Source organism: Nocardia sp. CA-128927 (assembly GCF_050955855.1).
Classification (GTDB): Bacteria; Actinomycetota; Actinomycetes; order Mycobacteriales; family Mycobacteriaceae; genus Nocardia.
Window position 1 is genome coordinate 983,834 of sequence record NZ_CP192087.1, and the last position, 21,060, is coordinate 1,004,893.

General features: G+C 68.2%; 17 protein-coding genes and 1 pseudogene. 10 read left to right on the plus strand and 8 right to left on the minus strand.

The window, feature by feature from the left end:
* The first annotated feature begins 34 nt into the window (after positions 1-34).
* From ACQPW1_RS04820 to ACQPW1_RS04840, 5 genes are all read left to right on the plus strand, one after another.
* On the plus strand, positions 35-637 hold the full coding sequence (locus ACQPW1_RS04820; protein ID WP_433661557.1) for a GNAT family N-acetyltransferase: 603 nt from the start codon (positions 35-37) through the stop codon (positions 635-637).
* A gap of 115 nt (positions 638-752) precedes the next feature.
* A complete protein-coding gene (locus tag ACQPW1_RS04825; RefSeq protein WP_433661558.1) occupies positions 753-2,411 on the plus strand; it encodes a DNA repair helicase XPB in 1,659 nt (552 codons plus the stop codon).
* Between the two features lie 41 nt (positions 2,412-2,452).
* Positions 2,453-3,121, plus strand: coding sequence for a DUF3239 domain-containing protein (locus tag ACQPW1_RS04830; protein ID WP_433661559.1), 669 nt, complete (start codon positions 2,453-2,455; stop codon positions 3,119-3,121).
* Positions 3,122-3,171: 50 nt separating this feature from the next.
* The gene (locus ACQPW1_RS04835; protein ID WP_433661560.1) at positions 3,172-3,810 is read left to right on the plus strand and encodes a LysE family translocator; all 639 of its coding nucleotides are present in this window, start codon (positions 3,172-3,174) and stop codon (positions 3,808-3,810) included.
* A 70-nt stretch (positions 3,811-3,880) separates the two neighbouring features.
* Positions 3,881-5,284: a M1 family metallopeptidase gene (locus tag ACQPW1_RS04840; protein ID WP_433661561.1), complete on the plus strand. Its 1,404-nt coding sequence runs from the start codon at positions 3,881-3,883 to the stop codon at positions 5,282-5,284.
* A gap of 30 nt (positions 5,285-5,314) precedes the next feature.
* On the opposite strand, the gene ACQPW1_RS04845 is transcribed toward ACQPW1_RS04840, so the two are convergent.
* Positions 5,315-6,133 (minus strand): hypothetical protein, encoded by an 819-nt coding sequence (locus ACQPW1_RS04845; RefSeq protein WP_433661562.1) that lies wholly within the window; start codon positions 6,131-6,133, stop codon positions 5,315-5,317.
* 301 nt (positions 6,134-6,434) lie between these two features.
* Between ACQPW1_RS04845 and ACQPW1_RS04850 the strand changes: the two genes are divergently transcribed.
* Positions 6,435-6,953, plus strand: a complete 519-nt coding sequence (locus ACQPW1_RS04850) for an LppU/SCO3897 family protein (RefSeq protein WP_433661563.1) — start codon at positions 6,435-6,437, stop codon at positions 6,951-6,953.
* Here the strand turns inward: ACQPW1_RS04850 and ACQPW1_RS04855 are convergent, their stop codons facing one another.
* On the minus strand, positions 6,954-9,248 hold the full coding sequence (locus ACQPW1_RS04855) for a helicase-associated domain-containing protein (protein ID WP_433661564.1): 2,295 nt from the start codon (positions 9,246-9,248) through the stop codon (positions 6,954-6,956). It abuts the gene before it with no gap.
* A gap of 350 nt (positions 9,249-9,598) precedes the next feature.
* Here ACQPW1_RS04855 and ACQPW1_RS04860 point away from each other — a divergent pair, with 350 nt between their 5' ends.
* Complete coding sequence (locus ACQPW1_RS04860) at positions 9,599-9,787, plus strand: hypothetical protein (protein ID WP_433661565.1); 189 nt, start codon at positions 9,599-9,601, stop codon at positions 9,785-9,787.
* Positions 9,788-9,860: 73 nt separating this feature from the next.
* On the opposite strand, the gene ACQPW1_RS04865 is transcribed toward ACQPW1_RS04860, so the two are convergent.
* Together ACQPW1_RS04865 and ACQPW1_RS04870 are read right to left on the minus strand one after the other, a co-directional pair.
* Positions 9,861-10,493 carry a resuscitation-promoting factor Rpf1 domain-containing protein gene (locus ACQPW1_RS04865; RefSeq protein ID WP_433661566.1) on the minus strand — a complete coding sequence of 211 codons (633 nt, stop codon included), beginning with the start codon at positions 10,491-10,493 and terminating at the stop codon, positions 9,861-9,863.
* Positions 10,494-10,946: 453 nt separating this feature from the next.
* Positions 10,947-11,213: a hypothetical protein gene (locus tag ACQPW1_RS04870; RefSeq protein ID WP_433661567.1), complete on the minus strand. Its 267-nt coding sequence runs from the start codon at positions 11,211-11,213 to the stop codon at positions 10,947-10,949.
* Positions 11,214-11,415: 202 nt separating this feature from the next.
* Between ACQPW1_RS04870 and ACQPW1_RS04875 the strand changes: the two genes are divergently transcribed.
* Positions 11,416-11,847 carry a cold-shock protein gene (locus ACQPW1_RS04875; protein ID WP_191094095.1) on the plus strand — a complete coding sequence of 144 codons (432 nt, stop codon included), beginning with the start codon at positions 11,416-11,418 and terminating at the stop codon, positions 11,845-11,847.
* 96 nt (positions 11,848-11,943) lie between these two features.
* Here the strand turns inward: ACQPW1_RS04875 and ACQPW1_RS04880 are convergent, their stop codons facing one another.
* From ACQPW1_RS04880 to ACQPW1_RS04890, 3 genes are all read right to left on the minus strand, one after another.
* The gene (locus tag ACQPW1_RS04880; RefSeq protein WP_433661568.1) at positions 11,944-12,459 is read right to left on the minus strand and encodes a DUF2771 domain-containing protein; all 516 of its coding nucleotides are present in this window, start codon (positions 12,457-12,459) and stop codon (positions 11,944-11,946) included.
* Complete coding sequence (locus tag ACQPW1_RS04885; protein ID WP_433661569.1) at positions 12,456-14,450, minus strand: MFS transporter; 1,995 nt, start codon at positions 14,448-14,450, stop codon at positions 12,456-12,458. The genes ACQPW1_RS04880 and ACQPW1_RS04885 overlap by 4 nt, the downstream gene beginning before the upstream one ends.
* Before the next feature lie 158 nt (positions 14,451-14,608).
* Positions 14,609-15,385, minus strand: a complete 777-nt coding sequence (locus tag ACQPW1_RS04890) for a glutaminyl-peptide cyclotransferase (RefSeq protein ID WP_433661570.1) — start codon at positions 15,383-15,385, stop codon at positions 14,609-14,611.
* 17 nt (positions 15,386-15,402) lie between these two features.
* Between ACQPW1_RS04890 and ACQPW1_RS04895 the strand changes: the two are divergent.
* Together ACQPW1_RS04895 and ACQPW1_RS04900 are read left to right on the plus strand one after the other, a co-directional pair.
* Positions 15,403-16,206, plus strand: a pseudogene (locus ACQPW1_RS04895) (DUF3027 domain-containing protein); the annotation flags it as partial.
* 1,091 nt (positions 16,207-17,297) lie between these two features.
* Positions 17,298-20,336 (plus strand): sacsin N-terminal ATP-binding-like domain-containing protein, encoded by a 3,039-nt coding sequence (locus ACQPW1_RS04900; RefSeq protein WP_433661571.1) that lies wholly within the window; start codon positions 17,298-17,300, stop codon positions 20,334-20,336.
* 29 nt (positions 20,337-20,365) lie between these two features.
* Here the strand turns inward: ACQPW1_RS04900 and ACQPW1_RS04905 are convergent, their stop codons facing one another.
* A complete protein-coding gene (locus ACQPW1_RS04905) occupies positions 20,366-20,980 on the minus strand; it encodes a TetR/AcrR family transcriptional regulator (RefSeq protein WP_433661572.1) in 615 nt (204 codons plus the stop codon).
* Between the last annotated feature and the right edge of the window lie 80 nt (positions 20,981-21,060).

Sequence of the window (21,060 nt, forward strand, 5' to 3'; positions counted from 1 at the left end):
GCTCGGGCCGGGCGATTCGTGACAACATGACTCGATGGACGCACGCGCGCTGTCGAACGGAACGGTCTGGCTGTCGATCCCCACCGCGACGGACATCGATGCCATCACCGAGTGTTGCCAGCATCCGTCCATCGGGGAGTGGGTGACCATTCCGGTGCCCTACACCCGCGACAACGCCCAGACCTTCGTCGACGACATCGTCCGTCCCGGCTGGGCGGGCCGCAGTCCGACCTGGGCGCTGCGCCTGCACGAGGGCGGCAGCGTGGTCGGCATGATCGGCCTCGGCGAACGCGACGAGTCGTCCGCCGAGATCGGCTTCTGGCTGGCCCCGAGCGAACGCTCCCGCGGCCTGATGACCCAGGCGGTAAACCTGGTCTGCGACTACGCCTTCCGCCCCACCGGCCTGGCCCTGCAACGCGTCAGCTGGCGCGCCTTCGTCGGCAACTATCCGTCCGCCGCCGTGGCCCGCCGCGCCGGTTTCCACTACGAAGGCATGGCCCGCCGTGGCAGCCTGCAACGCGGCCGCCGCCGCGACCACTGGCTGGCCGCCCGCCTGCCCAGCGACCCGCCGGGCCCCGCGCTCGACTGGCCCGCCGAGTTCGACCACGCCCTCCAGCGAGCCCCCGAACCGCGCTGAGTCGCACCTCGATCGGCCCCTCGACGGGTGGTAATCGTCGTGGTCAGGGGACCGGCCGTGCCGGGCTGTCGGGGGTCTCAGGGAGAATGGTCCGGAATCGATGCGAGGAGGGGCTGTGACGGACGGTCCGCTGATTGTGCAGAGCGACAAGACGCTGCTGTTGGAGGTCGACCACGAGTTGGCCGACGCGGCGCGGCAGGCGATCGCGCCGTTCGCCGAGTTGGAGCGGGCGCCCGAGCACGTGCATACCTATCGGGTGACGCCGCTGGCGCTGTGGAACGCGCGGGCGGCGGGGCACGACGCCGAGCAGGTGGTCGACGCGCTGGTCAGCTTCTCGCGTTATGCGGTGCCGCAGCCGTTGCTGGTCGACATCGTCGACACGATGGCGCGCTACGGGCGGTTGCAGCTGGTCAAGCATCCGGCGCACGGGCTGGTGCTGGTCAGCCTGGACCGCGCGGTGCTCGAGGAGGTGCTGCGGCACAAGAAGCTCGCGCCGATGTTCGGGACCAGGCTCGACGACGACACGGTGGTCGTGCACGGCTCCGAGCGCGGCCGGATCAAGCAGATGCTGCTGAAGATCGGCTGGCCCGCCGAGGACCTGGCCGGCTACGTCGACGGCGAAGCGCACCCGATCGAACTGGACTACACCGACGACAAGTGGCACCTGCGCGACTATCAGCAGATGGCCGCCGACTCGTTCTGGGCGGGCGGATCCGGCGTGGTGGTGCTGCCGTGTGGTGCTGGCAAGACGATGGTCGGCGCCGCCGCGATGGCGAAGGCCAAGGCGACCACGCTGATCCTGGTCACCAACACCGTCGCGGGTCGGCAGTGGCGGCGCGAGCTGCTGGCGCGCACCTCGCTGACCGAGGAGGAGATCGGCGAGTACTCCGGCGAGCGCAAGGAGATCCGCCCGGTCACCATCGCGACCTACCAGGTGATCACCCGCCGCACCAAGGGCGAATACAAGCATCTCGAGCTGTTCGACAGCCGCGACTGGGGCTTGGTCATCTACGACGAGGTGCACCTGCTGCCCGCGCCGGTCTTCCGGATGACCGCCGACCTACAGTCGCGCCGCCGCCTCGGCCTGACCGCGACCCTGGTCCGTGAGGACGGCCGCGAGGGCGATGTGTTCTCGCTGATCGGCCCGAAACGCTACGACGCGCCGTGGAAGGACATCGAGGCGCAGGGCTGGATCGCGCCCGCCGAGTGCATCGAGGTGCGGGTGACGCTCACCGACGCCGAGCGGATGTCCTACGCGACCGCCGAGCCGGAGGAGCGCTACAAGCTGTGCTCGACCGCACGCACGAAGATTCCCGTGGTGCAGTCGATCCTGGCCAAGCATGCCGACGCGCCGACCCTGGTGATCGGCGCCTACCTCGACCAGCTGGACGAGCTGGGTGCCGCGCTGAACGCCCCGATCATCCAGGGTTCGACGAAAACCAAAGAGCGCGAAGAACTCTTCGAGGCGTTCCGGCAGGGCGAGATCCCGGTGCTGGTGGTGAGCAAGGTGGCGAACTTCTCCATCGACCTGCCGGAAGCGTCTGTCGCGGTACAGGTTTCGGGTACCTTCGGCTCCCGCCAGGAGGAGGCTCAACGCCTCGGCAGGCTGCTGCGGCCGAAACATGATGGCGGCCAAGCCCATTTCTATTCGGTGGTGGCCCGGGACACTCTCGACGCGGAATATGCCGCACATCGCCAGCGTTTTCTGGCCGAACAGGGGTATGCCTACCGCATCATGGACGCCGACGACCTGCTCGGTCCGCCCATCGGATAAGTGGAGGCACCTTCTCCGCAAAATGTGCTAGGAATAGGGACGTGCGACGCTTCGAATTCCCGGTCGACCGCAAGCATGCCCGCGCGGTCAACGAAGTCTTCGCCGACCAGCGTCGACTACGTATAGGGGCGATTGCCGCGGCGGTCATCGCGACCGCAGGCGCGGCATATCTGATCTATCTGGACCACCCGTGGGCCTATCTGCTCACCATCGCGTTCATCCTCGGCGCGGTGGTGGCGCTGTGGGTGGCCTTCTGGACCGCGCGGCACGCCAGCATCGACAAGCTGTACACCGACGGTGAGCTGGTGCCCGCGGTGGTCTCGGAGACCTATCCGGCCAGCGTGGTGCTGCTCGCCCTGGTCGACGTGGCCAAGCCGGACGCCGCCGATCCGCGCTACGCGCTGGTGATCCGCCGGGTCCGCGCGCTGCCGGGGCACGAGATGGCCGCGGGGGAGCGGGTGCCCTCGGTCGCGGTGCGCACCGACCGGGCGCCGCGGCAGGTCGGCGAGCGCTGGCAGTCGGTCAGCGCCATGCCGATCGCCTGGGGCACTACCGACGAAGAGGTCATCGCGCGCGCCCGCGCGGCGATCAGCGATGCCGAATGGCGTTTGCTCACCGACAATCTCGCGCTCACCGACAAGGTCAGGCGCGCGCCGGCCAAGCGTCTGCTGCTCGATCCGCACCAGCTGCCGGACGATCTCGGTTCCTGATGCCGGAACAATCGCCTATTTCGGGTTGCGCCGCCGCTTAGACTCCGAAGATGGTTCCGATGTCCAACCTGCTGGCGTTTCTCGCGGCGGCCACCGTCCTCATCATCGTCCCCGGACCTGGGGTTCTGTTCACCATCGGGCGCGCGCTCACGCTCGGCCGGCGGGCGGCGCTGCTATCGGTGGCCGGGCACTGCATGGGCGTGTTCGTTGCGCTGCTGCTCGTCGCGGTGGGGCTCGGCACGCTGCTGATGGCCTCGTCGCTCGCGCTCACCGTGATCAAGTTCGCCGGCGCGCTGTATCTGATGTACATCGGCGTTCAGGCGATTCGCGAACGTAAGTCGCTGCTCGACGCGCTGGGTGCCAAGGTCGATGTGGTGCCGGACTCGAAGGTGTTGCGCCAGAGCGTCATCGTCGGGGTGACCAACCCGAAGGCGATCATCTTCTTCGCGGCGATCCTGCCGCACTTCGCCGATCCCGCCGCCGGGTCGCTGCCGCTGCAATTCCTGATTCTCGGCTCGATCTTCCTGGCCGTCGCGCTGATTTCGGATAGCGCGTGGGCGCTGCTCGCGTCGTCGGCGCGCAGCTGGTTCGCCGGCTCGCCGCGCAGGCTGGAGGCGGTCGGCGGGGCAGGCGGGATGATGATCGTGGGCCTCGGCGCTTCGGTGGCGTTGACCGGAACCACGGACTGAACCGACTAGCATCTAGCGAGGTCGGTACGGCCGTACCGAAACGTGGGGGGCGAAAAGGGGTGGTTGTCGAATGAGGTTGTCCGGCTGGGTATGTGCCGCGATGGTCGGCGCGCTCGTCACCGCAACGGGGCCCGCGGCCGCCGACCCGCCGCCCGATCCGTTCACCGGATCGTCCGGACTAGGCGACCCGTACTACCCCGAGGACGGTAACGGCGGCTACGACGCCCGCCACTACGACGTCACCATCGACTACGACCCGCCGAGCCACCAGCTCACCGGGACGACCCGCATCGACGCCGTCTCGACCCAGGCGCTGCGCGCGTTCAACCTGGACTTCGCCGGGCCCGACGTGCGGACGGTGTCGGTGAACAATCAGCCCGCCGCGTTCAACCGCAACGGCGAGCACGAACTCACCGTGACACCGCTGCTGCCGCTGCTGCCCGGACTTCCGTTCACGGTGACCGTGGATTACGCGGGCATCGCAGCGAACACCGAGGGCGAGGGCTGGACGTACGCGCCGAGCGGTGGCGCGTTCGCCGCGGGCGAGCCGCACTCCGCGACCACCTGGTACCCGCTCAACGACACCCCGCTGGACAAGGCCACCTTCGCGCTGCACGCGACCGTCCCCGCGGAATGGGAGGTCGTCTCCAACGGCCTGCGCACCCAGGACGCGGTGCAGGGCGAGCGGCGGACGGTCAGCTGGGAGGCGCGTCAGCCGGTGCTCGGTTATCTGACCACCGTCGCGATCGACAAGTTCAGTTTCCTGGAGCAGCGGCGCGCCAACGGCACCCCGCTGATCAGCGCCTTCGCCCCGCAGGCGGAACGGAACCGGGAGACCGAGCAGCGACTGCCGGAGATCCTCGACTTCATCGAAAGCCTCTACGGCCCTTACCCGTTCGAGTCGTCGGGCGGCATCTACGTGGACGCCGACATCCTGTTCTCGCTGGAAACCCAGACCCGCCCGATCTACGCGCCGTGGACGGACCTGCCGACCGCGGTGCACGAGATCACCCACCAGTGGTGGGGCGATTCGGTGTCGGTGCGGCAGTGGTCCGACGTCTGCCTGAACGAATGCTTCGCCAGCTACACCGCCGATTACCTGTGGCCGGAGCAGAAGGAAGGCAAGGACGTCGACGCGGAGTACCGGCAGACCATCCAGAAGTACCAGGGCAACAACGAGTTCTGGGATATCCCGCTGGAAAACCCTGGTGCCGGAAAGGAATTCACGGCCGTCTACTACCGCGGTCCGCTGTTCCTGCACGCGCTGCGCAGGCAGCTCGGTGACGGCGTGTTCTTCGCGGCGGTACGGGATTTCAACGCGGCCCATGTGTACGGGAACGCGTCCATGCCGGAGTTCCGCACCTTCGTCCAGTCCAAGTCGCCGACGGATCTGACCGGCTTCTTCGACGCCTGGCTCAACCGCACCACCCAGCCCGCGGACGAGTACCTCTTTCCCGGCGGCCTGCGCGGCTGACCGGAAACCCATGGTAGCGGGCGTATCTCGTCACTCGCCGTCGACGCGCTCGCGTGCGCGTTCCACCCAGCGTTCGGCTCGATCGAGTTGCTTTTGGGCTGAACGCAGCTGATCCTGCGCCGCGCGTTCGGCCGTGCGACTGAACTGCCGCTCCTGTTCGGCCTGGGCGAGGGCTTCCTTCAGTTCGGCGATCCGGGAGTCGATGTCGCCCAGCTGATCCGCCGCGCCCTCGGCGTCCTCGTGCGCTGAATCCCTTGCCGCGCGGGCGGATTCGAGCGCTTCCAGCGCTTCGTCCAGCTCTTGGCGCGGATTGTCCTCCGCCGTGTCGTCGGCAGGCTCGGCTGGCGCATCGTCCACCGCGACCAGGCCGGGACCAGCGGGGCCGAACCCCTCGTAGGTCGCGGCGGTCGTCAACGTTCCGGCATGCACCTGCTCGGCGACATCCGGATCGGCCAGTGCCGCGTTCAATGTCTGCCCGATCTCGCGCAGCACGGTCTCGCTCACCGGACGGTCGTGCTCGGCGGCCAGCGCTCCCGCCTTCTTCGCCAGCGCGTTGACCGCCTGCTGCCGCTGCCCGGTGAGTTCGCGCAGCTCGCTGCCGGACAGTTTCCGCTGTGCCGAGCGCAGTGCCGCACCCAGTTGGAGCAGGGCTTCGACGTCCTCGGGCGCCTCGCGGGCCAGCAGATTCACCGTCCACGCGGTGACGGTCGGTTTGCGCAGTTTGCCGATGGCGGTGGCGAGCGCCTTGTCGCCCGCTTCCTTGGCCTGTTCGACCTGGGCCGTGCGGGCAGCGACGAACTCGCTCGGAGCGAGTCCGTACAAGTCGCGGGCAACGTCGTCCAGCGTCATACTGGCCAAGCGTAACGTCTCGGTCCGTCGAAGCGACAGAATCCACAAGTTGGACGAATGTCCACGTTATGGGTAGTACGCGAAAGGCATTGCTAGTGAACTCTTTTGGATTCCAATTGCTCGGCCGTCTGCTTCCGAGCATCCTCGGGTACGCGTTGCTCGGCATGTGGGGAACCTGGTAGTCCGCCGCACCCCCGTAGTTCGATATCACCCGTAGCGCCGATGCGGTCGCACTCGGCGTCCGGGTATCCTCACCGCGTTCGCGAGCGGCGTGAATGTGTTCGGTGAGAGAGGTTTTCAGGTGAAGTTTCCAGGAGCGAGGCTGCTGGCACGCGTGGTGCTTGCCCTCGTAGCGATGGCGGCGGTGATCGTCACGGTGGTCGGCTGTTCGTCGGCCAAGGATGACAGCAAGTCCGGTTCGGCCAAGGTCGGCGACTGCATCGTCAAGGGTGCCTCGGCCGATGCCAAGACCGAGACGGTCGACTGCTCGTCGGAGAAGGCCGTCTACAAGATCGCGCAGAGTTCCGACAAGAAGGTCGACTGCGCGACGGACTACTCCGGCTACCAGGCGAGCCTCGCGGACGGTAGCAGCGCCTTCCTGTGCCTGGCGCCCAACTTCAAGCAGGGCAGCTGCTACAGCGAGAGCAGCACCGCCGGGGTCAAGAACGTGGATTGCACTTCCACCGAGGCCAGTTTCAAGGTGGTGAAGCGGATCGACGGCGAGGCCGACGAGCTGCTGTGCGGGACCGACGCGGACAGCTTCCGCCTCATCTCCGAGGCCCCGAAGACCACCTTCTGCCTGGCCAAGCCCAAGGCCTGATCATTCCAGCAGGGCGACGGACGCGATCCGGTGCAGCGTGAAGTGCCGGATCGCGCCGGTCACCGGGTCCAGCGCGTCGAGCTGGCCGTTGCCGACCTTGAGCGGTTCCACCACGCGCTGCGTCGCGACTCCGGACGCGTCGACGTAGCCGATATTCACCGAGCGCCGCACCCGCGCCGCCAGTTGCAGCAGGGCCAGGGTCGCCGCGGTATTGGTGCGGGTGCCGTCCATCCGCACCGACTGTCCGGAGCGGGCGCTGGTGGCGCGTTCGGCCGCGCGGAGTTCGGTGACGAGTAGTTCCAGCTGTTCGGTGCTCGGCGGCGTCGGCCGCCACGGCGGCCTGGCATTGGGCCGGGCGGAGATCCGGGCGCCCCGCTGCCGCAGATCCACGATGATGCCCGCCGAATCCTCGCCCGCCGGTGCGAAACCGGCCGCGCGGAGTTGCTCGAGCACCTCGCCGAGCGGCGCCTGGGCGATCGCCACCGTGGGCGCGATGGCCCGCAGCGCCAGCGTCCCCGCGACCGGTGCGGCGAGCACCTGGGCGAGCAACGCCGGGTCGTCGCTGCGCAGGAACGACTGTGCCATTCCGGCGCGCAGCTGCCCGTGCCGCCGGGCGACGTCATCGATCAGGTAGGTCAGCGCCTGCGGAATCGGGGTTCGCGAGTGCTTGGTGAACAGCGCGTGCATTTCGGCCGCGGTGAGTCCGGCGTCGAGCGCGCGCCGCACCGATGTCTCGCCGACTCGGTAAACCGTTGCCGCACCGGCGGATTCGATGTCGGCGACCAGCTCGATTCGCTGCTGTAGATCCGCGGTGAGCGGGCCGGGAGCGATCACCGTCAGGTCCGCTTGGACCAGCACGTGATCGACCGGCGCGGGCAATGCCGATTCCATCGCGGCCTCGGCATCGGCGACGCTGGTCGGCGTGCCGTGCAGCAGCGCGCGGGCCGGTGAGCCGAGCGCGCCGCGGCCGACGAAGCCGAGCGCGGCGGCCTCGGCCAGGGTCTGTTCCACCGCCGCCAGCCGAAAGTGCCTGCGCCAGCGCGGTTGTCGCCAGGCGAGCACGCGGCCGATATCGGCGGGGGTGAGCGCGTTGCCGGACGGATACTCGGCGAGCAGGCCGAGGATGGCGTGCCGGTCGCGTGGCGCGTGCGGGGTACGCAGCTCCAGCGAGAGGGCCGCGAGTGGTTTGTCGTTGGCGTCGCGCAGGCCGATCATCCAGGGCATCCGGTCCAATTCGAGCCACGCGATGGCCAGCGCGGCCCAGCGCCGGGCCAGCGGGGCCTCCAGCCAGGCGTCGACGGCGGGGGTCGGCGCCCAGTAATCGTCGGTCGAATCGACCTCCGGCGGCGGGTCCGGCAAACCCTTTTCGATCAGTCGCGCGGCCGCCAGCAGTTCGACCAGCAAACCCGCTCGCGGCTCGTCGACACCGGTCTGTTTGGCGATGCGGCGGAGCTCCCGGACGCCGAGTCCGCCGGCGCGCAAGGCGGGTGCGGGCGCCTGACCGAGGCTGTCCAGGATCGCGGTGCAGTGCCGGAGTAGTTCGCCCACTTCGCCTGCGGCGACGGCGTTCACGTCGGCGGAGGTCTGTTTCTTCGGCTTCGGGGTGGGTGGCGTCAGCGCGTGCGGGTGCGTCACCGGCTCGTTGCGCAGCACCTGACCGACGGTGACGGGCAGCTCCACCGTCTCGTCGTCGATCCGATTCAACAGCCTGCGGGCAAGTAGCTGCTGGATCGGGCGGTCGGCCGGGGTGCCTGGCGCGGCGTCCCTGGTGCGTCCGCGTGGGCCGGTGGTGGCCAGCTTGTCCAGCAGCGCTCGGGCGGCCGAGGTGAGCTCGGGCAGCGCGTCGCGGACCTCGGGTTCGGTGAGCGAGTCGGGGATCTCGGTGGTGCTGCCGATCGGCCAGGGCAACGCCTCGACTGCGGCGGTGATCAGGTGCAGCCCATCGTCGCTGGTCCAGACCAGTGCGCGGGCGGTCAGTCGTTCGATCGCGGCGTCGATCGCGGGGGTCGGCACGCGTTCTCTCAGCTGCACGTGCAACTCGGCGCGGGTCAGCGGGGCGCCATTGCTTTCGGTGCGGGTCACCCCGTGCACGGCAAGGGTTTCCAGGATCGCGAAATCGAGTGTGTCCAGGTCATCGGTGGCGCGCAGCACAGAAGCACGCTGCTCTGCGCGCGCGGCCAGCACAGCCATCGAGGAGGGCAGCGGCACAGCCAGATCAGGCCGGAGTTCGAGCAGCGTTACCAACTGGGCATCACTGCGTGCACCGAGCCATCCGGCAAGGGAGGTCGCGGTCATCCGATCCAGCGTACGGTCTCGGCGGAACGCATGCCGCTGCGGAGCCGTGAGCAGGTCGAAGAACGCCGTGACGACTGATTTCGGAGGCACATGGGTAACTCGTGGGGTACCGGCTGACTTGTCACTGTCTTACCGCCGACCGCCAACGCTGCCGGTGCACCACCTAGGTCTGGCCTGAAGGCGCGGAGAGGCGGGGGAGGGTTACCCATGTGCTCCCGAGATCAGTCGTTGCGTCGCAATCCGATCCTTCAGCCTAATAGACGCAGCCCGCATACCGCCGTGCGGAGACAGGGCCGCCTTTATGGCAGCGGCAAAGTTGCTCAGGGGGCCGCGCATGCCAGAATGGGGACGTGGTGAACAAATCGAAGAAACCTTATGTCGACAAAGGCTGGCCGAAGGTCGCCGAAGGTGACCACGCCGTCACCGAACTCTCGTCGACCCGTTCCGGTGGGCTCTCGCCGTACGGTGAGGACACCGAGTTTCCGCTCCCGGCAGATCAGCTGCCTTACATGCACCCGAACACGGTCATCAACCGCTGATTTCCGGACGGAGAAGTCCGAAGAAACGAATAAGGCCCCGCATCCGAGGATGCGGGGCCTTATTCGCGGTTGATCAGGAGGGGAGCAGACCCTTGTTCGCCTCGTAGAAGTTCACGATGGCGGGATCGAGCTTGGTGTTGCTCGCCTTGGCTGCGTTGAAGAAGTCGAAGGCTTCCTTGGGAACCTGGACGCCCTGGTTCTGCACGACCTCGAGTGCGCGGTCGACGGCCGTGAAGACCTGCTGGGTGCTGTCCGGCGCGGCCTGGGCGGCCTGCGGCGCGGGTGCGGGGTTCCAGCGCGGGGTTTCGTTGGTGGTGGGGGCAGTGCGCTGGGTGGGCGCGCTGCTCAGGCCCAGGTTGGAGGAGCAGCTCGGCCAGGCGCCCCAGCCTTGGGAGGCGAGCACCTTCTCGGCGACGGCGATCTGCTGCTCGCGGGAGGCCTGGTTGGCGCTGGCCGCGTACTCGCCGCCGCCGTGGGCCCGCCAGGTGCTCGGGGAGAACTGCAGTCCACCTTCGAAACCGTTGCCGGTATTGATGCCCCAGTTACCGCCGGCCTCACACTGCGCGAGGCGATCCCAGTCGGAGTCGGGTGCCGCGCTGGCAGTGCCAGCGAGGGCCACACCTGCGGTGCCCATGATCGCACCGGTCACGGCAACCTTGGCTACCGTGCGACCGGTGGAGCTTGGCTTGCGATGGCGTCCACTCATATCGGGTTCGTCTTCCTCTCGACGCACCTACGAGGTCATCGGTATGGGCTGGACTGAGAGGTCGTCATGCCCGCCCTCGCCCCTACGTTTCCGTCGGGTTTCCGGTGTCCCGCGGGGCGAGGTTCGGTGCGGCGGGCCGGTGTGTGCCGGTTGTCCCGGCTCGCTAAGAACCGTACGACGATCGCCGGGAAAAATCACCATTTGGTAACCGGCGTGTACGAGCCGGTCTCGGTGCGGTCTCGGCCCGGCGGTCGACCCTTCTTTGCAGCTAGAAGCGGTGCGCTCGGACCAGCGCCGGGCCGTCACCGGCCCGTGACCTCTCCGTTATGTGACGAGGATCACAACCTGGATTTGGTAACGACAGACACGGGTAACCCGTTCGCAGCGCATCGGCGACCTTTTGGTCAGATAACTGCCGAACGCCAGGTCAGATCACCGCGACCACTGGGCCGATCAGCGCGAGCGCCGACCTGAACGCAGCGCGAAAACCACCGCGATCAGGAACCCGAGCGGTGCGAGCAGCGCGGCGAAGTAGAGCCACAGCCCCGGCGATCCATCGGAGAGCACCGGGATCAGAAAGATCGCGATGATCGCCAGCAATCCCAGCGCGAACAGGCCGAGCGCGAGCTGTAGCAACCAGTCACCCGGCTTGCGCTGCCCACCCCCGGTCGACGAGGGATCGGCGTCGCGCGGCGGTGGTGGAGCGGAAGGGTTCGTCACCGGACGACCGTAAAACTGATGTGCTTGCGTTATAGGCACCGGGGTAGACTCGTAGGCACGCGCGTCCCGCATCACTGCTGGGCGCGTTCTTTTCGCAAACAGAAGAGAACCTGTTCCCGGCGTTGTGCCGCAGCGGGTTCCGTGTGTAGATGTGCTCGGGCCGGTGGGGTTCGAGTTTTTCGATGATGAACGGGTGAGCGCAGTGCCGACCGGCAGGGTGAAGTGGTACGACGTCGAAAAGGGCTTCGGCTTCCTTTCCCAGGACGAGGGTGAGGACGTCTATGTCCGTTCGTCCGCGTTGCCCGATGGCGTCGAGGGACTCAAGCCGGGGCAGCGCGTCGAATTCGGCATGGCCGCGGGCCGTCGTGGCCCGCAGGCGCTGAGCCTGAAGCTGCTGGAGGCCCCGCCGTCGGTTCGGCAGGGCCAGGAGCGTCAGGAACGCGAGCGTGTCCGCAAGGAGCCCGTCGCCCGCAAGCACACGCCGGACGAGCTGCACGGGATGGTCGAGGACATGATCACCCTGCTCGAGGCGACGGTGCAGCCGGACCTGCGCAAGGGGCGTTACCCGGATCGCAAGACGGCGCAACGCATTTCAGAGGTCGTCCGCGCGGTAGCGCGCGAACTCGATCACTGAGTCGTCGGGCGTTACCGGCTCGGCGCTTCGCCGACCAACTGATCGATAGGCCACAGCGCGTTGGCTCGTTCGCGAGCCAACGCGCTTGTCGGCGTGTCAGGCCGCGGTGCTGATCGACCAGGCCGCGTGCGGGAGGTAGAACTCCTTGCCGGTGTCCTTGTCCCTGGCCAGGATCGGCAGCTGCAGCTCGACCCCGACCAGCCGCAGGTCCGGTTCCGGATGCGACTCGATGGTGACGGCCAGCGCGCCCGCCGCGAAGTCGGTGTGGCTGATCACGCGGTCGATCCGGTCACCGTTGGGCAGCGCGTAGACCAGCTGGGCCAGCCACGGCGCGTCCGCGATCTGCTTCGGCAACGACAGCTGCAACGGGTAGTCCTTGGGCACCTCGAGCGCGACGGTCTGCCCGTACCGGCAGTCCTCCATCCGCACCGAGCAGTACACATACGGCGTGACGTTCACCGTCTTGCCGTGGGCGTACGCGGTGATCACCGGATCGTGCTTCTCCGCGTCGCGCACCAGCACCACCAGTACGCCGACGAAGGCCACGGTGACCACGAGTAGTGCGGCAACGACCAGCGCGCCGATAGCGCGAGGGCTCAGCTTGCTGCTCACTGGCTAGGGTCTCCTATTCCTTGAATACGTGTCTCTCCGCCGCTCGCGCCTGGTCGGCGGTATGTGTTCGAAGTGTGTGGCATCGGCCGGGTCGCGGGGACTTCCTGTTCCGCGTGTTGCGGACGATTTCCGCCGAGGCCGGGCAGCAGCGAATGGCCGCGGTAACTGACGAAGGTCTGCACGAGGCCGATCACGAGGATCGCGGTGACGACCGCGAAACCCTTCCAGTAGTCGGTCGGCAGCAGCACGCCCGCCGCGCCGCCGACAACCCAGCTGAGCTGCAGCACAGTCTCCGAACGGCCGAAACCGGAGGCGATCGACTCGGGCGGCAGATCGTCCTGGATCGAGGCATCCAGGGACACCTTCGCCAGCGCGCTCGTGCCCGCCGCGACCAGGGTGGCCAGCGCCGCACCGAGCAGGTTGTTGGCGAAGGTCGCGAACAGCGCGACCAGCGTGCAGGCCGCGGTGCAGCCGAGCACGATCAGCGTCGGCTTGCCGAGCTTGAGCCGGGCGCCGGTCGCATTGCCGGTGAAGTTGCCGATCGCCGCTGCCGCGCCGACCACTCCGAGCATCGCGGCCTGCTGGGCCGGGCGGTGTTCGGTGGCCTTGGCGACGAAGGCGACATAGAAGGTGAGGAATCCGGTCAGCACCCGGATGGCGCTGTTGCCCCACAGCGAGGTCACCACCGACCTGCCGAGCGGCTGCCTGCGTTTGCGCGGCGGCGTCGCGGATTCCTTCTCGGGCGAGAGCACCTCGGTGGGTGCGTGGTAGCTCAGCGTCGCGGGCACCTCGCCCTCGGTGACCTCGACCCAGGACGGGATGCGCAGGCTGAGATACGTTCCGGCGCAGGCGATCACCGTCGCGAAGATCAGCGCGCCGCTGGATCCGGCGATCGCGGCGGACAGCGCGGCGATCGCGCCCGCGCCGATGGTGCCGCCGACCAAACCGAAGACCGTGAGCCGAGAGTTGGTGCGCACCAGGTCGATATCGGGCGGCAGTACGCGTGGCGTCACCGCGCTCTTCAGCACCGAGAACGATTTACTGCCGATCAGCATGCACAACGCGAGCGGATACAGTGCCCAGCTGTCGAATTCGAGGATCAGCACCACCGCGACCACGGCGCGCAACGCGAACGAGGTGGCCAGCGCCACCCGCCGACCGTGCTGCAGCCGGTCCAGCATTGGGCCGATCAGCGGGGCGATCACCGCGAACGGGGCGATCGTGATCAGCAGGTACAGCGCGACTTTCGTCTTGCTCTCCGCGGTGGCGCTGGCGAAGAACAGGGTGTTGGCCAGCGAGACGGCGACCGCGGCGTCGAGCGCGAAGTTCGCCATCGTCGCGTAGGTCAGTGCGGTGAGACCGGACTTGTCGGCGCCGTCCGCCTTCGCCGCGCGCTGGAAGGTGGCGATGCCTTTTTCGGTCAGCTGGCGGCCGCGCATGGCGGCGACGCGGGTGACTGTGAGTTTGCGCGGAACGCGTTGGGTGCCAGGCGGAGTGGGGGATTCCCCAGACGCGTCGGCCGCCGATTGCTCGGGTAGCGGTGCGGTCGGGGGTGGGGCCGCTGGCGTGGCCGGGGGAGGAGCCGAGTGATCCGGCTCCGGGTGGCGCGGCGGTTCCGGGCGATGCGGGAAGACGTGGCGCGGGGTTTCGGCATGAGCCTCGTCTTCGCGCCGGACTCCCCAGCGTGGCGTCCCATGACGGCGGGTCTTGGCATCCGCTGGGTCCGGCGTGGCGTGTCGGCGAGTCTCGGCATCGGAGGGGTCGGGTGTGGCGTGTCGGCGGGTCTCGGCGTCCGATAGGTCGGGTCGCGAGGTTTGCGGGTCCGGCCGGCGCGTGCCGCGATCGGGGTCCAACGGCGGCAGCGGCCTGCGGCCGGACGGCGTGTTGGGCGGCGGATACCGGTCGAAACCGGGATGCCGTTCGATCGGCGGGTACTCCTCGCCGTCCCACCGATCACGGTCGGGACCGGAAGGTTCGCGGGGAGTAGTCACGTCCTCAATTCTGTCGTACTTCGGTGCTGGGTGTTCACTCGCTCTCGGAGGTGTCGGCGGATGGTGACGTTCATCGCGTCGTAGACGGCGGTGCATGTCCCTGGACTTCCCCGCACAGCGAATCGCATGCGAATCGCTGTGCGGGAAGTCACGTGGGATCAGGCGGGCACGAAGCGCACCTCGAAGGTGGTCGGCCAGTTCTTACCGGCCAGCAGGAACCGGTCGGTGCCGGGAATCTGGGCGATTCCGTTGAGCGTGTCCTGACTCGTTCTGGGGACGGTCGGCGGGAGCAGGCCGCTCGCGTTGATCAGATCCAGCACCTCGCCGGTGTCCGGGTCGATGCGCAGGATGTGGTCGCTCGGCCAGTCGTTGGCGTACACCGAACCGTCCTCGGCGCAATCGAGTTCATTGAGCCGCGCGGACTGGTTGCTGGTGAGCCGGATCGAACCGGTCGGCGCGAAGGTGACCGGATCACGGAAGGTGAGCGTGTCGGTGCCGTTGCTCATCACCAGCCTGCCCTTGCGGGTGCACAGCCCCCAGCCCTCGCCCTCGTAGGACACCCGGCCGACTTCGGCCAGGGTGCGCGGATCCCTGGCGAAGGCCGTGTGGTCCTGCCAGGTCAGCTGCCACAGAATGTTCCCCGCGACGGTGAGCCCCTCACCGAAGTACGGCGCGGGCAGCTCGACCCGCGCCAATTCCGCACCGGTGTCGCGGTTCGTCGCGCGCACGCTCGACGCGCCCGACAGGCCGGTGCCTTCGTAGAGAACGTCGCCGTCGATTTCCAAACCCTGGGTGAACGCGCGCGGATCATGCGACCGGGTGGCCACGACCTCGACATTCATCGCGGGCGACGCATCTTCGGCGGCCGCACACCCGCCCCAGATGACCAGACCGACCAGCACACCGATGGCCAACGTCCGCCGATTGCGTTTCATACGGCAAAATGTAGGCCGTGAGCGCAGTTTCTGTTTCTGAGTCCGGTGTCAGGCCGATTCTGGCCGATGCCGTCGATCTGGCCCGCCGTGCGCTCCTTGAGCTGGAACCAGCCGGTGTCGGGGCGCATCTCGGCGTGGCTACCGAGGACGACAGCGCGGCAACCCACCGCTTCGAGGCCACCCTGCCCGGCTATCGCGGCTGGCAGTGGGCGGTCGTCGTGGCCGCCCCACCGGAGGCCGACTATGCGACGGTGAGCGAATCGGCTCTGCTGCCGGGCCCGGATGCCCTGGTCGCGCCCGACTTCGTGCCGTGGGACCAGCGGGTCAGGCCAGGTGATCTGGCGCCGGGCGACCTGCTCGCCCCGCCGCCCAACGACCCGCGCCTGGTGCCCGGCTACGTCGCCAACGGCGACCCGGCCGTCGACGAGGTCGCCATGGACATCGGCCTCGGCCGCACCCAGGTGATGAGCCTCGAGGGTCGCGAAGAGGCCGCCGAGCGCTGGCACGCCGAGTTCGGTCCCGAGGCCGACATGGCCAAGGCGGCACCGTCCACCTGTGGCCTGTGTGGCTTCTATCTCCCGCTCGCCGGTTCCCTGCGCGCGGCGTTCGGCGTTTGCGGCAATGCCATGGGCGCGGACGGACACGTCGTGCACGCCGCCTACGGGTGTGGCGCCCACTCCGACACCGTGGCTCCCACGGGCGGTGGTTCGCCGTTGTACGAGGCGTTCGATGACGCGGCCGTGGAGATGATCCCGACCGAAACGCTTGTCGCGCCCGAGGCACCGGTCGAGGAAGCCGCTGTGGCCGAGGTCGAATCGGCGGTAGCGGATGTCGATGTGGCGCCGGTCGAGGAAGCGTCCAGTGTCGAGGCCGAATCGGTCGATGCGCAGGCTGTGCCGAATGCCGAAAGCCCTGTCGCTGATGTGGAATCGGTGGATGCGCCAGCTGTAGCGGAGGCGAACGCCGCACCGGCCGCAGACGCATCCAGCGTCGTCGAATCGGCTGCGGCCGTCGCCGACCTGCCAAGTGCGGACGCCGAGTCCGACAGCGCGGCCGCGGTTGTTCCTGACGCCGCGCTGAGTGCGGATGTGCACGCCGGTGCCGAAGGTGGCGCTGCCACTGTGGATACCGGGTCTGTCTCGGCCGAGGCGGATGTCGCCGCTGCGCCGAGTGTGGATGCTGCGGTCATCGAGGTTGAAAGTGCTTCCGCGGGTGCTGCGGTCGTGCCGGATGCCGAGGCCGGGCTGAGTGCGGATGTGCAGGCCGCTGCCGAAGGTGGCGCTGCCACTGTGGACAGCGGGTCTGTCTCGGCCGAGACGGATGTCGCCGCTGCGCCGAGTGTGGATGCTGCCGTCACTGAGGTTGAAAGTGCTTCCGCGGGTGCTGCGGTCGTGCCGGACGCCGAGGCCGGGCTGAGCGCGGATGTGCAGGCCGGTGCCGAAGGTTGCGCTGCGGATAGCGATGTTGTCGCGGATGCCGAGCCCAGCGTCGAGGTTGTGGCCGAGCCGAGCGTGGAAGAGACCGCTCTCGCCGACAGCGGTGACTCCGTTGTCGAGCCGAGTGCCGATGCGCAGGTTGGCGACGAAAGTGGCTCTGGCCCTGTGGATACCGCGGCAGCCTCGGTCGATGCCGTCGATGCCGTCGATGCCGTCGATGCGGCGTCGCAGGCCGCCGTTGTCGCCGACAGCGGCGCCGAAGCCGGTGCCGACAATGCTGCGGGAGTCGGTGTGACTGCCGACAGTGACGCCGAAGCGGATGCTGACAGTGCTGCGGGAACCGGTGCGGATGCCGCGCAGGCGTCTTCAGGTGACGCGCAGGTCGTGGACGGCGGGGCCGACGAGGCCGATGGCCGGGCGGTCGAGTCATCGCCGCAGAGCTGACCGAGACGGCCGATCCGTTCGGCACTTCGGCGTTGCGGGCGGGAGTTCTTGCCGCCTGGCGTGATTCGCCGACCCGGCTGCGGGAAGACGCGGCGACCGAGGCGGATCTGGTGCGCGCCGGTTACCGGGATCGGCTGCTGACCGAGCTGGCTCAGAACGCGGCCGACGCTGCCGCGAAGGCCGGTGTCACGGGTCGGTTGGTGGTCCGGCTCGACGGTGGCGATCTGCGTATCGCCAATACCGGTGCGCCGCTGGATCTTTCCGGCGTGCACGCACTCACCGCGTTGCGGGCATCGGGGAAGTCGGATGTCACGGCCGTCGGCCGGTTCGGTGTCGGCTTCACCGCGGTGCTGTCGGTCAGCGACGAGATCGAACTGCGCTCCACCACCGGTTCGCTCCGGTTCTCCCGCGACCTGACCTGGGATGCCCTGCGGCAGCACAACATCCGCGTCCCCGACAGCTCGGCCGACGACACAGCGGACGGTTTCGCACCGCCGGTGCTGCGGATGGCCTGGCCGACCGAGGCCGCGCCCGCAGACGGCTTCGACACCGAAGTCGTGCTGCGCCTGCGCCCGGACATCGATGCCGCCGCGCTACTCGCCGGCATGCACGCGGAAGCCATCGACCTGCTGCTGGAACTGCCCGCACTGCAACACATCACGATCGAGACTGCGGAATTCACCAGCACCACCACCGATCTCGGCAACGACCTGCAAGAGCTCCGAGTCGACGGCCCAGGCGATAAGCACCGGGCTTGGTGGCAGCACCGCGCACCCCACGCCCGCTGGCTCCTCCCGCTCCGCAACGGCAGGCCCATCGCTGCCGCCCCCGATGTGCTGCGCGCACCGACCCGCTCCGACGAGGAGCTCTCCCTCCCGGCCCTGCTGATCGCCGACATCGCCATGCAGCCGGACCGCCGCCGCCTCCTCCCCGGCGCCCGCCTCACCGAACTGGCCACCGGCTACGCGGATTTCGCCCGCGCCCTGCCACCCCGCGACCGCCTCGTCCTGGTCCCCACCCCCGCCTTCGCCCGCAGCGAGGCCGACGGCCTCCTCCGCGAAGCCCTCATCCGAGAGCTCCAAACGCACCCCTGGCTGCCGATCGTCGTCACGCATCCGGCCACCACCAGTACCGCCGACCGGGCGGCTGAGGACGCCGCAGCCGCCCTGTTCGGCCCGGTGCCACAACATGACTCGTCCACCGCGGAAAGCTCGCCAGAAACCGCTCTGGCGACTTCGCCCGGCGACGACCTGTCCGCGCATGCCGAATCCCACGTCAGCCAAGGCTTGTTCGACGCAGCAGGCGCCCCATCGTCGCCCAATGCTGCGGACGCACCGGTGTGGACCGGCGATGAGTCGTCTGCCCGGAGCATCGAGCTGCTCGACAGTTCAGACTTGTTCGACGAACCGACCACTGACCTGGCCGACGTTGCTATACCGACGCGAGCGAGCGCCCTCACCGGCCTGACCGAGGAACTGGCACGCCTCCTCGATGATGTGGTCGGCCCGTTGGTGATTCCGGAGCTGTCCGGTCGCGGACAGGCCGAGGCACTGGGCGTGCTGGACGTGCATCGACTCGGCTTGGCGCGACTGGCGGAGTTGTCGAGCGGCCTGGAACGGGCACCGCAGTGGTGGTACGCGCTGTACGCAGCACTGGAGCCGTTTGTGGTGGACCCGCTGGCCGCCGAAGAGCTGGGGGCGCTTGCGGTTCCGCTGGCCGACGGACGCCTGGTCACCGGGCCACGCACAACTGTCCTCGATGACCAGCTAGAGGTCGCGATCCCGGTCCACTGGGCCAGGCTCGTGCACCCCGAGGCCGCACATCCGCTGCTGGCCCGGCTCGGCGCGCGCTCGGCCACCGCCGAAGATCTGTTGAGCGAACCCGCTTTACGCGCCGAACTGGAAGATCACCCGGACGACGCGGACACCATCGACGCGGTCCTCCGCCTGGCGGTGCTCGCCGATCCAACGGCACTCCCGTCCTGGCTCCGTCTGATCGAATTGCCCGATGTCGACGGCGAATTGCGCCCGGCCGACGAGTTGCTGCTGCCCGACGCACCGTTGCGCGAGTTGCTGGTCGAGGATTCACCGTTCAGTTCGATCGACCCGGCCGTGGTGGAAGGCTATGGCGCGCAAGCGTTGCGGGCCATCGGCGTCGGCTGGGATTTCACCGTGCAGGTCGAGGCCGATCCGACCGGCCCGGATCACGATCTGGACGACGAGGACCTCTGGTGGTCGACGCTGTCGGAGGATCCGCCGGAGCTGGCCGCGATTCGCGATCTCGACCTGGTGGACGACGCGGCCTGGCCGGAGGCGTTGTGGCAGTTGGCTTCCGCGCCGCGCACCCGCCGCCTGCTCACCGATCGCGACGGTTACACCGCCTGGTGGTTGCGCACCAACGCGCGCATCGACGGCACGCCCCTCGGCCTGCTCCGCCACCCGTCGGACACCCAATTCGCCGGGCTGCTGCCGACATTCGCCGTCCCCGGTCTCGCCGACGACGCCGCGGCGATGCGTGCGATATTGGCCGACTCGGCCGTGATCACCCCAGAGTTGGCCGCGGCGCTGCTCAACGCGCTCGCCGACCCATCGAAAATGCCTACCCCCGAGGTGATTTCGCGTACTCACGCGAGATTGGCCGCAGCGATCGCCGCGGATCACCTGGATCTCACCGACCTCGACCTGCCCGACCGGGTGCGTGCCCTGTCCGGTGCCGTCATCGATCCGGCGCAAGCGCTGGTCCTCGATCAGCCCTGGTTCGGCTTCGCGATTCCGTCAGATCGCTTGGTGGTAGGCGATATCGACACCGCACCGGCCCTGGCGACCCTGCTCGACCTGCCGCTGGTCTCCGAGTCCGTCACCGCCGAGGTGCTGACCACCGGTCGTCGCACCACCTGGTCCGCCGAGCCGCTCGGAGTCGTACTGCGGCAACTCTTCTCGTTGCCTCCGCAGGCAGGCGACCTGGTGCTGCACGACGACCTGAAGGTGCGCCTGCACGACGCGGTCGAGACCACCGCGTCGGTTCCCTGGTGGCGCGAGGGCGACACCGTGCACTTCCGGGTGCAGCAGTAGCGCTGGCGAATTCGACTGTCCCGCAGCGATTAAGCCGCGTACTCGGCGATCATCTGACTGAGCAGATCGAGCTGCGAACGCACGCACTCGCTGTCGTTGTCCACCAGCCAGCGCAGCACCACGCCGTCGATCACATTGAGGGTGAATCGGCTCAGCGACTTGAGCGGGACCGACCACTGGTTCGCGGTCGCGTCGCGCGCGTGTTCCAGGATGTCGGCGACGGTGGAGTCGTTGAAGTTGTACTGCTCGCGGGCGATCGCGAGTTTCGCCGGAGTTTGTTCCCCTTCACGCAGTGCGTAAGTGGTGGTTTCGTAAGTGAGCAGTTGACGTTCCGGAGTGGCTTCTATGTTGAGCCACATCAGTTCCAGCCCCGCACGGATCAATTTTTGAAGTGCTTCTTTTCCACTTCCGACGTCTTGCCATACTGTTTCATTGGCGTCGACAGAATCACGTAATTCCATCGACAACGCCTTGACCAGCTCGGTCATCAGCGCGTCCTTGTTTTCGAAACAGTAATGCACCACACCAAGCGAGACTCCTGCCGCTTGGGCGACATCGCGCGTGGTCACGCCCGCAACGCCCTTTTTTTCGGCAAGACCGATAGCGGCCTCGATAAGGTGGGCCCGTCTTTCTTCGACGCTCAATCGGGAGGACACCCCAGGGAGTTAAGCGCTCGGGGAGCGTGCAGTCAATTCGCCGGTAGAAAAATCTCGACTGGACGAGT